General features: G+C 76.1%; 11 protein-coding genes. 7 read left to right on the forward strand and 4 right to left on the reverse strand.

Going from position 1 to position 13,504, the window contains the following annotated elements:
* Positions 1-10: 10 nt before the first annotated feature.
* The 4 genes from OO47_RS13785 (at position 11) to OO47_RS13800 (ending at position 3,700) form a co-directional block, all read left to right on the forward strand.
* Positions 11-1,480 carry an FAD-dependent oxidoreductase gene (locus tag OO47_RS13785; protein ID WP_051715971.1) on the forward strand — a complete coding sequence of 490 codons (1,470 nt, stop codon included), beginning with the start codon at positions 11-13 and terminating at the stop codon, positions 1,478-1,480.
* A 26-nt stretch (positions 1,481-1,506) separates the two neighbouring features.
* Positions 1,507-2,742, forward strand: a complete 1,236-nt coding sequence (locus OO47_RS13790) for an FAD-dependent oxidoreductase (protein WP_030213432.1) — start codon at positions 1,507-1,509, stop codon at positions 2,740-2,742.
* Between the two features lie 132 nt (positions 2,743-2,874).
* Positions 2,875-3,351 (forward strand): NUDIX domain-containing protein, encoded by a 477-nt coding sequence (locus OO47_RS13795; protein WP_030213439.1) that lies wholly within the window; start codon positions 2,875-2,877, stop codon positions 3,349-3,351.
* 103 nt (positions 3,352-3,454) lie between these two features.
* Entirely contained in the window at positions 3,455-3,700 is a 246-nt protein-coding gene (locus OO47_RS13800) for a hypothetical protein (protein WP_030213442.1), read from the forward strand.
* 36 nt (positions 3,701-3,736) lie between these two features.
* On the opposite strand, the gene OO47_RS13805 is transcribed toward OO47_RS13800, so the two are convergent.
* Positions 3,737-4,942 carry a cytochrome P450 family protein gene (locus OO47_RS13805; protein WP_030213445.1) on the reverse strand — a complete coding sequence of 402 codons (1,206 nt, stop codon included), beginning with the start codon at positions 4,940-4,942 and terminating at the stop codon, positions 3,737-3,739.
* A 481-nt stretch (positions 4,943-5,423) separates the two neighbouring features.
* Here OO47_RS13805 and OO47_RS13810 point away from each other — a divergent pair, with 481 nt between their 5' ends.
* Positions 5,424-6,953 (forward strand): D-alanyl-D-alanine carboxypeptidase family protein, encoded by a 1,530-nt coding sequence (locus OO47_RS13810; protein WP_030213448.1) that lies wholly within the window; start codon positions 5,424-5,426, stop codon positions 6,951-6,953.
* Between the two features lie 77 nt (positions 6,954-7,030).
* Here the strand turns inward: OO47_RS13810 and OO47_RS13815 are convergent, their stop codons facing one another.
* The 3 genes from OO47_RS13815 to OO47_RS13825 all read right to left on the reverse strand — a co-directional run bounded on the left by OO47_RS13815 (position 7,031) and on the right by OO47_RS13825 (position 10,892).
* Positions 7,031-9,418, reverse strand: coding sequence for an ATP-binding cassette domain-containing protein (locus tag OO47_RS13815; protein WP_030213452.1), 2,388 nt, complete (start codon positions 9,416-9,418; stop codon positions 7,031-7,033).
* Positions 9,419-9,643: 225 nt separating this feature from the next.
* Complete coding sequence (locus OO47_RS13820; RefSeq protein WP_030213455.1) at positions 9,644-9,886, reverse strand: DUF5133 domain-containing protein; 243 nt, start codon at positions 9,884-9,886, stop codon at positions 9,644-9,646.
* Positions 9,887-10,031: 145 nt separating this feature from the next.
* Complete coding sequence (locus OO47_RS13825; protein ID WP_030213457.1) at positions 10,032-10,892, reverse strand: glutathione S-transferase C-terminal domain-containing protein; 861 nt, start codon at positions 10,890-10,892, stop codon at positions 10,032-10,034.
* Between the two features lie 483 nt (positions 10,893-11,375).
* Here OO47_RS13825 and OO47_RS13830 point away from each other — a divergent pair, with 483 nt between their 5' ends.
* On the forward strand, positions 11,376-11,831 hold the full coding sequence (locus OO47_RS13830) for an RrF2 family transcriptional regulator (RefSeq protein ID WP_030213461.1): 456 nt from the start codon (positions 11,376-11,378) through the stop codon (positions 11,829-11,831).
* A gap of 180 nt (positions 11,832-12,011) precedes the next feature.
* Positions 12,012-13,439: an acyl-CoA dehydrogenase family protein gene (locus tag OO47_RS13835; RefSeq protein ID WP_030213464.1), complete on the forward strand. Its 1,428-nt coding sequence runs from the start codon at positions 12,012-12,014 to the stop codon at positions 13,437-13,439.
* The last annotated feature ends 65 nt before the right edge of the window (positions 13,440-13,504 follow it).

Consider the following 13,504-nt stretch of genomic DNA (forward strand, 5'->3'; position numbering starts at 1 on the left):
GGTCGTGCCAGTGACAGGGAGCGCGCGGGCGGCGGCCCCCGGGGAGGTCACCCGGGCGGGGCCGCTCCCCTCCGGCGGGGACGCCGCGTACGACGTCGTGGTCGTCGGCGCCGGGGTCGTCGGGACCGCGATCGCCCGCGCGCTCGCCCGCCACCCGCTGCGGATCGCCCTCGTGGAGGCCGCGAACGACGTGGGCGACGGCACCTCGAAGGCCAACACGGCCATTCTGCACACCGGTTTCGACGCCGTTCCCGGCACCCTGGAGGCGCGGCTCGTCCGCGAGGGCCACCGGCTGCTCACCGCGTACGCGCGGGAGACCGGTGTCCCCGTGGAGCCGCTCGGCGCCCTGCTCGTCGCCCGGGACGAGCAGCAGCGCGACGCGCTCCCCGGCCTCGCCGGGAAGGCCGGGCGCAACGGACACCACGGCACCCGGATCATCGGCGCCGGCGAGCTGGCCTCGCGCGAGCCCCACTTGGGGCCCGGGGCGCTCGCCGCGCTCGACGTGCCGGGCGAGTCGATCGTCTGCCCGTGGACGACCGTCCTCGCGTACGCCACGCAGGCCGTCCGCTCCGGAGTGGACCTGCACCTGAACTGCCGGGTGGAGGAAGTGCGTCCGGGCGATCCGCACCACCGGCTCACCACCCGGCGCGGCACGCTCCGGACCCGGCTCCTCGTCAACGCCTGCGGGCTGTACGCCGACGCCTTCGACGCCCTGGTCGGACGCGAGGACTTCACCGTCACCCCGCGCCGGGGCCAGCTGCTCGTCTTCGACAAGTTCGCCCGCGCCCTGGTCCGGCACGTCCTGCTCCCCGTGCCGGGACCGCTCGGCAAGGGCGTGCTCGTCTCCCCCACCGTGTACGGGAACGTCATGCTCGGGCCCACCGCCGAGGACCTGGACGACAAGACGGCGACCGGCACCACGGCGGAGGGGATCGCGGGGCTCCTCGAACAGGGCGGCCGGGTCCTGCCCGCGCTGCTCGACGAGGAGGTCACGGCCGTCTACGCGGGGCTGCGGGCCGCCACCGGACAGGAGGACTACCGGATCGCCGCGCACCCCGCCCTGCGGTACGTCACGGTGGGCGGGATCCGCTCCACCGGGCTCAGCGCCTCCCTGGCGATCGCCGAGCACGTGCTCGGCCTCCTGACCGACTGCGGGCTCGACCCCGGACCGGAACGGCCGCTCGCCCCGGTCCGCGTGCCGAACCTCGGGGAGGCCTTCCCCCGCCCGTACCGGGACGCGGAACTCATCGCCCGGAACCCCGATTTCGGGGCGGTCGTCTGCCACTGCGAGCGGGTCACCCGGGGCGAGATCCGGGCCGCGCTCGCCTCCACGATCCCGCCGGGCGGCCTCGACGGGCTGCGGCGCAGGACCCGCGCCCGGGGCGGCCGCTGCCAGGGGAACTTCTGCGGCGCGGAGGTGCGGGCGCTGTTCGAGGAGGCGGGCCCCCCGACGCGCAAGGACGGAGGAGACGGCCGGTGAACCGTACGGAGGGGGGCGAGCGGACGGTGGACCGTACGGTCGACGTGCTCGTCGTGGGCGCCGGGCCCGCCGGGCTCGCCGCGGCCGCCCGGCTCGCGGCGGCGGGCGCGGGCCGCGTCGAGGTCCTGGAACGGGAGCCGGCCGCGGGCGGGGCCCCGCGCCACTGCGCGCGCCCGGGGTTCGGCGCGGACGCGCGGGGACGGCCCCTGGACGGACCGGGCTACGCGCGGCGCGCGGTGCGGGAGGCGCTGCGGGCCGGAGCCGTCGTCCGTACCGGCGCCTCGGCCACGGGCTGGGCCGGACCGCTCGCCCTGGACGTCACCTCCCCGGCCGGGCTCGAACGGATCGGGGCGCGGGCGGTGGTCCTCGCCACCGGGGCGCGCGAACGGCCCCGCAGCGCCCGGCTCCTCCCGGGGACCCGGCCCGCCGGGGTGCTGACCACGGGGGAACTCCAGCGGACGGTCGAGCTGTTCGGGGGCCGGAAGGGGCATGCGGGCCGGGAGCTCGTGGGGCGGGAGTACGTGGGGCGGCGGGCGGTGGTCGTCGGCGGCGATCCGGTGGCCCGGAGCGCGGTGCGGACGCTGCGGTCGGCCGGGGTGGCGGTGACGGCGGTCGTCACCGGACTCCCCTTCGTACCGACCGGGTTCGGGCCCGTGCCGCTGCTCACCGGCACCGTCGTGACGGAGCTGCTCGGACGCGGCCGGCCGACCGGGGTGGCGGTCCGGGGGCGGGACGGCCGAACGTCCGTCCTGCGGTGCGACACGGTGGTCCTCACCGGCGACTGGGTCCCGGACCACGAGCTCGCCCGTGCCCGCGGGCTGCCGCTCGCGCCGGGCACGCGGGGCCCGGTGACGGACGGCGCCCTCCGTACCGCCGCTCCGGGGGTCTTCGCGGCCGGCGACCTGCTGCACGGCGGGGAGCCCGCCCCGGTGGCCGCCGCCGAGGGGCGGGCGGTGGCCGACGCGGTGCTCGACCACCTCGGCGGCCTTCCCCGAACCACGGGTACGGTGCCGGTCACGACGGTGGGGCCGCTGCGGTGGGTGGCGCCCGGCCTCCTCGGCCCGGGGGCCGCGCCCCTCCTCGTACGGGCGGAGAGCCGTCTCGTACGGCCGGTCCTGACCGTCGCGCAGGACGGCGCGCCGCTGCGCCGGGAGCGGCTGCCCGCCACGCTCGTGCCCTGGCGTTCCGTACGTCTCGGCCCCGGCTGGACGCGCGGGGTGGACCCGGCCGGCGGGCCCGTGACGGTCGGGGCGGAGGCCTGAGACGCCGGAGGAGGAGTGGGGCGCGGGGCCTCGGCCGGAGGCGTGAGGCGTCGGCGGGCGTGCGCCGGGGCACACCTTCGGGGGCTCCCCTGCGGGCTGCGCGGACGGGGGCCTTCGGCCACACTGGGCGCCATGCCGGTCAAACGCAGCGCGGGTCTCCTGGTGTTCCGCCGGACGGCGGACGGTGGCGCCGAGGTTCTCATCGGCCATATGGGCGGGCCCCTCTGGGCGTCCCGCGAGGAGGGCGCCTGGTCCCTCCCCAAGGGGGAGTACGAGCCGGACGAGGCGCCCGACGCGGCGGCCCGCCGGGAGTTCCGGGAGGAGCTGGGCCTCGCCGCCCCCGAGGGCGACTGGATCGACCTCGGGGAGAGCCGCCAGCGCAACGGAAAGCTCGTCACCGCCTGGGCCGTCGAGGGCGACCTGGATCCGGAGCGGATCGTGCCGGGCACCTTCACCCTGGAGTGGCCGCCCCGCTCCGGCCGTCTGGAGGAGTTCCCGGAGATCGACCGGGTCGGCTGGTTCGCCCCGGAGGCGGCGGCCCCGCTGCTCGTCGTGGGGCAGCAGGTCTTCCTGGAACGGCTGGCGGCCCACCTCGGCGGACGGGGCTGAACCGGACCGCCGGAGCGGCCCACCTCGGCGGGCGGGGCTGAACCGGATTGTCAGAGGCGTGCGAGAGGGTGGCGGGAGCCGAACTGTCGAGAGGGAGCCCGACATGACCACGATCACCGCCGACGAGCGCGCGGCGGCCCAGGCGTATCTGCGGCTGCTCGAATCCACCCGGGCCGTGCTGGCGGACCCGCGGCTCGCCCCGTACGCGGGGGCGATGCTCACCCGTCCGATGGCGGAGGCCGACGAGGCGCTCCGCGCGGCCGGCCTCGCCGGGAACGAGGACCGGCTGCTGCGCGTCGTCTCCTCCCTGCGGACCTTCTCCCCGCCGGCGTGGGGGCGGGCGGTCTGAGGTCCCCGCCGGGCGGGCCGGTGTCGCGCCGGGAGGTCAGCGGACCAGGCGGACCGGGAGGGTGCGGACACTGTTGCCGACGAAGCCGGCGTGGCGGGTCAGGTCCGCCTCCGGGACGGCCTGGTCCAGGTCGGGGAAGCGGGTGAAGAGCGCTTCCAGGGCGGTCGTGGCCTCCAGGCGGGCGAGCGGGGCGCCCAGGCAGTAGTGGGGACCGTGGCCGAGGGAGAGGTGCTTCGCCCTCGTGGTGCGGGTGATGTCGAAGCGGTCGGCGTCCGGGCCGTGGGCCCTCGTGTCGCGGCCCGCCGCCGAGTAGCCGGCCAGGACGGGGGTGCCCTTGGGGACGAGGGTGCCGTCGACGGTGAGGTCCCGGGTCGGGTAGCGGAACGGGAAGTAGCTGACCGGGCTGTCCCAGCGCAGGGTCTCCTCCACCACGTCCGCCCAGGTCGCGCTGCCCTCGACCACCAGGGCGAGCTGGTCGCGGTGGGCACAGAGGGCCCGGACGGCGTTGGTGATCAGGTTCAGGGTGGTCTCGTGGCCCGCGACGATCACCAGGAGGAGTGTGCCGATGAGCTCGGGCCCGCTGAGCCGGTCGCCGTCCTCGCCGTGGGCGGCGATGAGCGCGCTGGTGAGGTCGTCGCCGGGGGCGGCGGCCTTGGCGGTGACGACGGAGGCCAGGAGTTCGACGAGTTCCCGGTTGGCGGCGACGGCCCGCGCGGGCTCGGTGTCGGTGGCGACGACCAGGCCGGAGAGGTGGTGCAGCCGGTCCTGGTGGGCCGGGTCGACGCCGAGGAGTTCGCAGATGACGCCGAGCGGCAGCGGCAGCGCGTAGTGCCGGCGCAGGTCGGCGACGCCGTCCCCGGCCTCGGCGGCTCCGGCGAGTCCGTCGAGGAGTCCGGCGGTGACCGCTTCGACGCGCGGGCGGAGCTGCTCGACCCGGCGGGCGGTGAAGGCGCTGCTGACCAGGGTGCGCAGCCGTCGGTGGTCGGCGCCGTCCGCGGTGGTCATGCCGGGGACGGTGGCGAAGGTCCGCAGCGGCCAGCCCTCGGGTATGCGGCCCTCGGCGAGGGCGGTGAAGTGCCGGGCGTCCTTGGCGACGTCGGGGTGGGCGAGGAACTCGCGCAGCGCGTCGTGGCCCAGGACCGCCATGCCCTCGACCTCGCCCGGCAGGACCACCGGGGTCACGGCGCCCCCGGCGAGCAGCCGCGCGTTGTCCGCGTGCGGGCAGCCGCCCGCCGGGTCCATGCGGTGGGGCGCCCGGTCGGCGGGAGCGGGGGCGGTGGAGTGCGGCGCGTTCGCGTTGGGTGGGGTAGGGGAGGCGTTCGCGGTGTCGGCGGGGTCCTCGGTACGGGCGGCGTTCTCGGTACGGGCAGTGTCCACGGAAGGAGCTCCTGTCTGCGGAGACGGGCCGGTGCGGCACGCGAGTGGTCGGATCCTACGGTCAACGCCGTCGCCCGCGTACGGGGTTGGGCGGCGCGGCGGACCGTCCGGCCGGGCTGCCGGACGGCCGGACGGGGGCGGCGGTGCGCCGGGACGCGGGGGCTCCCGTACGGAACGGGGGTGCTCCGGTACGGGTGTGAGGGTGCGTCACCGGTGGAGCCCGGGCGTCCGGTGGCGGCCCGGGACCACCCGGTCGGCGCACGACGCGCCGCCGTACGCCACACCCGCTCCCCCGGTCGGCGCACTTCGATCTGCGGGTTCGTCACCTCCTCCCTACGGTGGCCGAATGATCGTCACGTCAGCTGTCCGTCACGCTGCCGCCGGTTCCGCGGCCCTGCTGTTCGTGCTGCCCGTTCCGGCGGCCGTCGCCTCCCCCGCCCCCACGGCCCCGTCCGTCTCCTCCGCCTCCTCCGTCTCCTCCGTCGTCTCGTTCGCCCCCTCCGTCACCTCCGCGTCCTTCCTCTCGCCCGGTCTCCCGGCCTCCGCCGTCGGGGAGCCCGCCCCGCCCGCGCGCCGCTCCGTCGACCCGGCCCGGCTCGACCGGCGGGGCGTGCAGGTGCAGCCGCTGGCGGGCGCGCCCCGGCTGCCCTCGGCCTCCGCGCTGTCGTGGGTGGTCGCGGACGCGACCACGGGCGAGGTGCTGGCCGCCCGGGACGCGCACCGGAAGCTGCCGCCGGCCAGCACGCTCAAGACGCTGTTCGCCCTCACCGCGCTCCCCCACCACGATCCGTCCGAGCAGCACACCGTGGCCGATTCCGAGCTGACCGGCATCGGGGCGGGCAGCAGCCTGGTCGGGATCAAGGAGGGGTACACGTACAAGGTCTCGGACCTGTGGAACGGCGTCTTCCTCAGCTCCGGGAACGACGCGGTGCACGTGCTCGCCGCGATGAACGGCGGCTGGGACGCGATGGCCCGGAAGATGCAGGAGAAGGCCCGCTCCCTGGGGGCGGACGACACCCACGTGGTCTCCCCGGACGGTTACGACGCGCCGGGGCAGGTGTCCTCCGCGTACGACCTGGCGGTCTTCGGGCGGGCCGGGCTCCAGGACCCCGTGTTCACCCGGTACTGCTCGACGCGGTACGCGGACTTCCCGGCGGGCTCGTGGTCGTACGGCATCGCCAACACCAACCGGCTCCTGACCGGCGAGAACGGGGTGGAGCGCTACCCGGGGCTCATCGGCATCAAGAACGGCTACACGAGCAACGCGGGCAACACGCTGGTCTCCGCCGCCAAGCGGGGCGACCGGACCCTCGTCGTGTCGGTGATGAACCCGCAGGAGGGCGGCGGGTACGCCGTGTACGAGGAGGCGCGTTCGCTGCTCGACTGGGGCTTCGAGGCGGCCGGGCGCGTCCGGCCGGTGGGGTCGCTGCTGCCGGAGCGGACGGAGGCCGAGCCGGACGCCCGTGCCGTGGCGGCGGCCCGTGACGGACGGGACGGGGCCGCGGCGGCGGCCCGGGCGGAGGCGGCGGGGGCCGGGCCCGCCGGGAAGGCCCGGCCCGGGGAATCCCCCGCGAAGGGCACCCCTGCGAAGGGCGCTTCCGCCGGGGGCGCCCCGGACCGGAGTGCTCCGGCGTCGGGTTCTCCCGTGCGGGGCGCCGCGGCAGCGGGTTCGTCGGGACCGGACGGTCCCGCGCAGGGCGCCCCGGTCGGGGAGGCCCCCGGAACGGCCGCCCTCGGGAAGGACGCGTCTGCGGCGGCTTCCCCGGGCGCGTCGGCCGGGCTCCCGCTGGGCCTGATCGGCGCGGCCTGCGCGGCGGCGCTCGGGCTGTGGGGATGGCGGCGCCGGGCGGGCGCGGGTGGCTCCGCGCAGGAGTGAGGGCCGCCGGGGCGGGAGCCACCGGAACGAGGGCCGCTCGCCCCGGCCCGGTCGGCGCCGCGCGCCCCGCCCCTCGGTCAGGCCCCGACGTACTCCGCGAGGTGCTCCCCCGTAAGGGTGGAGCGGGCGGCGACCAGGTCGGCGGGCGTGCCCTCGAAGACGATCCGGCCGCCGTCGTGGCCGGCGCCGGGGCCGAGGTCGATGATCCAGTCGGCGTGCGCCATGACCGCCTGGTGGTGCTCCACGACGATGACGGACTTGCCGGAGTCCACCAACCGGTCGAGGAGGCCGAGGAGCTGCTCGACGTCGGCGAGGTGGAGGCCGGTGGTCGGCTCGTCCAGGACGTAGATCCCGCCCTTCTCTCCCATATGGGTGGCCAGCTTCAGCCGCTGCCGCTCACCTCCGGAGAGCGTGGTGAGCGGCTGGCCGAGGGTCAGGTAGCCGAGGCCGACGTCGGTGAGCCGGGCGAGGATCCGCCGCGCGGCCGGGGTGGCGGCCTCGCCGGAGGCGAAGAACTCCTCGGCCTCGGTCACGGACATCGCGAGGACCTCGCTGATGTCCCGGCCGCCGAGGAGGTATTCGAGCACGGAGGCCTGGAACCGCTTGCCCTCGCAGTCCTCGCAGGTGGAGGAGGTGCCGGCCATCATGCCGAGGTCGGTGTAGAGGACGCCGGCGCCGTTGCAGGTGGGGCAGGCGCCCTCGGAGTTGGCGCTGAAGAGGGCCGGCTTGACGCCGTTGGCCTTGGCGAAGGCCTTGCGGATCGGGTCGAGCAGACCGGTGTACGTAGCGGGGTTGCTGCGTCGGGAGCCGCGGATGGGGCTCTGGTCGACGGAGACCACCTCCTCGCCGGCGGGGAGCGAGCCGTGCACGAGGGAGCTCTTGCCGGAGCCGGCGACGCCGGTGACGACGGTGAGGACCCCGAGGGGGACGTCCACGTCGACGTCGCGCAGGTTGTGCGCGGAGGCGCCGCGGATCTCCAGGGCCCCGGTGGGTTCGCGCACCGTGCCCTTGAGGGCGGCGCGGTCGTCCAGGTGGCGGCCGGTGACGGTGCCGGAGGCCCGCAGTCCCTCGACGGTGCCCTCGAAGCAGACGGTGCCGCCGGCCGTGCCGGCGCCGGGGCCGAGGTCCACGACGTGGTCGGCGATGGCGATCGCCTCGGGCTTGTGCTCGACGACGAGGACCGTGTTCCCCTTGTCGCGCAGCTGGAGCAGGAGGTCGTTCATCCGCCGGATGTCGTGGGGGTGCAGGCCGACGGTGGGCTCGTCGAAGACGTAGGTGACGTCGGTGAGCGAGGAGCCGAGGTGGCGGATCATCTTGACGCGCTGCGCCTCGCCGCCCGAGAGGGTGCCCGCCGGGCGGTCGAGGGAGAGGTAGCCGAGGCCGATCTCCACGAACGAGTCGAGGGTCAGCTGGAGGGCGGTGAGCAGCGGGGCCACCGAGGGCTCGTCCAGGCCGCGGACCCAGGCGGCCAGGTCGCTGATCTGCATCGCGCAGGCGTCGGCGATGCTGACCTTCCCGATCTTCGAGGCGCGGGCGCCCTCGGCGAGCCGGGTGCCGTCGCACTCGGGGCAGGTGGTGAAGGTGACGGCCCGCTCCACGAACGCCCGGATGTGGGGCTGCATGCCCTCCTTGTCCTTGGCGAGGAAGGACTTCTGGATGCGGGGGACCAGACCTTCGTAGGTCATGTTGATGCCCGCGATCTTCATCCGGGTCGGCTCGTGGTGGAGGAAGGCGTCCAGCTCCTTCTTCGTGTACGAGCGGATCGGCTTGGCCGGGTCGACGAGGCCGGACTCGGTGTAGAGGCGGTAGTTCCAGCCGCCGGTGGTGTAGCCGGGGATGGTGAGCGCGCCCTCGTCCAGGGACTTGGAGTCGTCGTAGAGCTGGGTGAGGTCGATGTCGGAGACCGTGCCCCGGCCCTCGCAGCGCGTACACATGCCGCCGGTGCGTTCGAAGGTCGCCTTGACGGCCTTCTTGGCGCCCTTCTCGACGGTGATCGCGCCGCTCGCCCGCACGGAGGGGACGTTGAAGGAGTACGCGCTGGGCGGGCCGATGCGGGGCGTGCCGAGCCGGCTGAAGAGGATGCGGAGCATCGCGTTGGCGTCGGTGGCGGTGCCGACGGTGGAGCGCGGGTCGGCGCCGAGGCGCTGCTGGTCCACGATGATCGCGGTGGTGAGGCCTTCGAGGACGTCGACCTCGGGCCGGGCCAGGGTCGGCATGAAGCCCTGGACGAAGGAGCTGTAGGTCTCATTGATCAGCCGCTGCGACTCGGCGGCGACCGTGTCGAAGACGAGGGAGCTCTTGCCCGAGCCCGAGACGCCGGTGAAGACCGTGAGGCGGCGCTTCGGGATCTCGATGCTGACGTCCTTGAGGTTGTTCTCGCGCGCTCCGTGCACACGGATCAGGTCGTGCCGGTCGGCGGCGTGCGGCGCGGACGTCTGCTCGTCCGGCCTGGGGGCCTTGCTCATCGTGTCTCCAGCTGTCGCGCGGGGCCGAAAGGGTGGTCATCGCGTCCGGCCCGGGAGGGGCCGCGATGCCCGTGGCTGTCACGCTAATGGGGGGCACGGTGCCGACGCTTCTCGATTCCTGATCTCTTCCGGTGGCGCCGGAGCGGTCCTCCGGTGGTCCTCAAGGGCTCCCCCGGCGGTGCGCGGAGGTCCGGGGCCGGGGAGCGGGTCGGGCGGCCGGGCGGTTCAGGCTCCGGGCAGGCCCTCCAGGGCCGGCCGGGCCGGGGCGCGGTTCCCGGTCACGTACCGCTCGGCGGCGCGGACCGCCGCGCGGGCGCTGCGCTCCCCCATCAGGACGCAGAGGGTGTACGCCGTGTCCTCGAAGCGCCGGCGGGCCGACAGGTCGCACGGCCGGGCGAGCACGGTCCGCTCCTGGGCGCGGTAGTGCCGGAGCAACCGGTCGACCGTGTTCCTGTCGGGCAGCAGCATGGCGTCCTCCTGTTCCTGCGTCGCTCCATACTGGCGGCCGTCGGCCACGCCCGCGACCCGCGCGGACACGGTGGGTGACGACGGGGGAGGGCGCCGAGGTGCCGGGGTCCGGGGGGCGTGCTCCCCGGACCCCGTTCCCGGGCCGTCAGCGCGGGGCGGCCGACCAGTCGACGATGCGGATCCCCGCGCCCGCCGCCTCGCGGCCCCGGCAGTGGGCGCGGTGGCGGCGCAGGACGGCGTCGATGTCGAGGTGGCGGGCGAACTCGGGCCGCGCGGCGAGGCGTTGGGCGTACGCCCAGAGGGCGGGGTGGGCGGCGACCCGGTCCATGGCGGCGGCGTCCAGGTGCCAGCGGTGGACGGTGTCGAGCTGGACGAGGGTGATCCAGACGTGCACGTCGGCGAGGGTCGGTCCGTCGCCGAGGACGTACGGCCGGCGGGCGAGGCGGTCCTCCAGGGAGTCGAGCGCGGCGAAGAGGACGCCGAGGGGTTCGCGGTGGGCGGCCCCGTCGTCCAGTCCGAGTTCGCCGGCCCGCTGGGCGGCCCGGTTGACGCTCCGCCCGCACAGCTCGGCCACGGCGTCGATCTCGGCGCGGTGCTCCTCCGGCAGCAGGTCGGGGCCGTCGCCGCGGAAGCGCAGGGCGAGGTCCCGGAGGATGTCGGGGACGTGGGTGGTGACGATGCGGCCGGTCCAGCCGTCGCTGAGGACGGGTGCGGAGGCGGGGCCGTCGTAGAGGTGGGCGCTGGCCTCGTACAGCGGGCGAAGGACCGCGTATCCGCCGTCGGGCGCGTCGGGGGTGTCGGGCAGGACCGTGAGCGGGAGGGTGTCGTCGAGTCCGAGCAGGCCGTGGGTGAGGGCGATGCCCAGACAGCCGGGACCGGAGGGGGCGACGTGGAGGCGGTAGCGGTGCGGTACGGCGTAGTGGCCGCTGCGCACGTCGCGGCCGATGCGACCGCGGAAGGCGGGCAGGGCGGAGGCGGGCAGCAGCGAGGACGGGACGACGGACATGCTTCTCCCTGGAGGGTGCTCGGTGCCGGATCGGGGCGGCGGGCGGCGGCGCCGGTCGCGGCGGCTCGGCGACGGCGCGGGCCGAACGGGGCCCGGTGCGGCGGAGGGTGCGTGCAGGAGGAGACGGACGGCCGCGGCGAGGAGCCCGGTGGGCGGCGGTGGCGCGGGCCGCCCGGGAGGCGGCGGCTACGCGGCGCTGCAGACCCGCAGCAGGTCGATGTGGCGGCGGGACGTCAGGGGCAGGGAGCGCGGCAGGGGCGCGGCGGATGCGGTGTCCCTCCGGCCGGTGCGCCCCATGGTTTCCTACCCGTTCGCTCGGTTTTCCCGTCCCCGAGTGTCCGACCGGTCACGGGCGGCGTCAAGAGTGCGGGACGACTCGTCTCACGGCGCGGTACGGCGCGTCCGCGACGGGCGGTGCGGCCCGCGGTACGGCGCGTCCCGCGGACGGGCGGATCCGTCACGACCGTACGGAATAATGCGCGCATGCGCATTTCAGCCAGGGCCGACTACGCGGTGCGTGCCGCCCTCCAGCTCGCCGCCGCCCGGGACGCGGGCCCGCTGAAGGCCGAGGCCATCGCGGAGGACCAGGGCATCTCGCACAAGTTCCTGGAGGGCATCCTCGGGGACATGCGCAAGGGCGGCCTGGTGCAGAGCCAGCGCGGCGGCAACGGCGGGTACTGGCTGGCCAGGCCCGCCGAGACGATCTCGGTCGCGGAGGTCATCCGCTGCGTGGACGGCCCGCTGGTCTCGGTGCGCGGGGAGCGGCCGCCGGAGCTGTCGTACACGGGCCCGGCCGAGTCGCTCCTGACGCTGTGGATCGCGCTCCGGGCAGGGGTCCGCGAGGTCCTGGGGGTCTCGCTCGCGGAGGTGGCGGCGGCGGAGCTGCCGGCCGGGATCGTCGCGCTCGCCGACGACCCGGAGGCCTGGACCAACCCCTGACCCGCCCCTCGACCCGCCCCGGCCGGCCGGGTCAACCCCGCGCGGCGTGCGCCGACTTGACTCCGTCTCGGCAATCAAGACGACGCTGTCCAGCCTGCGGACGCCCCTTGGGGAGGGGCGGCCACCTCTGCCACTATCCCTACTATTCCAGTGGGAATACTAGGGATCATGTGAGGTGACGTGAGTACGCCGAGGAAATCGCCGAAGAGACCAGCTGTACGCACCGCCTCCGCACCGGCCGGCCGGGCCGTCGACCGGCCCGCCGACGACGAGATCTGGCCCCGCGTCACCCGGGAGCTCGCCGACGACCTCGCCGTGGACGCCCTGGTGAGGGACCGGGCCGGCAAGGCCCCCTTCGACGAGGTCGCCCGGCTCCAGGAGGCGGGGCTGCCCGCCCTCCTCACGGCCCCCGGGCCGTCCCGGCGGGGCGCCGACTGGCGGGCCGCGTGCGCGGTCGTACGGGAGATCTCCGCCGCCGACAGCTCCGTGGGCGAACTCCTCGCCCACCACTACGCGCTGTCCTGGAGCAGCCGCTTCTTCGGCCCCGCGCACGACGCCCACGCCCCCCGGGCCGCGTCCGCGCCGGAGGACCGGGCCCCCGCGACGGAGGACCCCGGCCCCGCGACGGGGACGGACGGCGCGCACCGGCCCGGCGCCGCCCACCTCCGCCCGCTCGCCCTCGACGCCTGTACGGCCGAGGAGCACTGGCTGCTCGCCGGAGGCGTCGAACCGCCGCGCACCGCGACCGGCCCCGGCCTCGTGCTCACCCCCGCCGAGGGCAGCGGCGGCGGCTGGATCCTCGACGGGCGCCGCGCCTTCGCCTCCGGCGTCACGGTGGCCGACCGGCTCGTCGTCGGCGCGCGCCCCGGCGGCACCGGCGACCTCCTGGTCGTCCTGGTGGACCCGGCCCACCCGGGGGTGTTCACCGACGCGGGCACGGACCGGGTCGGACAGCGCCTGGCCGGCGCGGGCACCGTCACCTTCGACCACGTCCCCGTACCGCCCGGGCACGTCCTCGGCGTCCTTCCGCACGACGAGCACGCCGTCGCCCCGTTCACCACCCTCGCCCCGCTCGCCCTGCGGCTGCTGCTCACCCAGGTCGGCCTCGGCATCGCCGAGGGGGCGCTGGCCGAGGCCCGGGACACCAGCCGCGCCGACCAGGCAGGACCGGCCCCGGCCGACGGCCCGGCGGCGGACGGCGCCGCCCCGGCCGGGACCGGGGACGACCCGTACCTCCTCCTCGCCTACGGGGAGCTGGCGACCGCCGCGCACGCCGCCGCCGCGGTGGTGGAGCGGGCGACGGACGCCCTCGCCCGCGGTCTGCACGCCGAGTGGTCGCTGACCCCGGAGGAACGCGCCGACATCTCCGTCCTCGTCGCGGCGGCCGAGACCGTCACCGGCCGGGCGGCCGTCCACATCACCACCCGCATCCTCGAACTCGTCGACGGCACGGCGGGCGCCGACTCCCGGGGCGGCGGGCCGGGGTTCGACCGCTTCTGGCGCAACGCCCGCGCGCTCACCGCCCCGACGCGGGCGGACCACCGGCTGCGGGACATCGGGGACCACTACCTCAACGGCACCCACGCCCGGCTCACCCTGCTGGCCTGAACCGGACCGGGCCGGAGCCTCCGCCGCCGCGCCGCCGCACCTCCGTGTCGGCGGAGAACAGCATG

Source organism: Streptomyces bikiniensis, from assembly GCF_000716625.1.
GTDB classification, from domain to species: domain Bacteria; phylum Actinomycetota; class Actinomycetes; order Streptomycetales; family Streptomycetaceae; genus Streptomyces; species Streptomyces bikiniensis.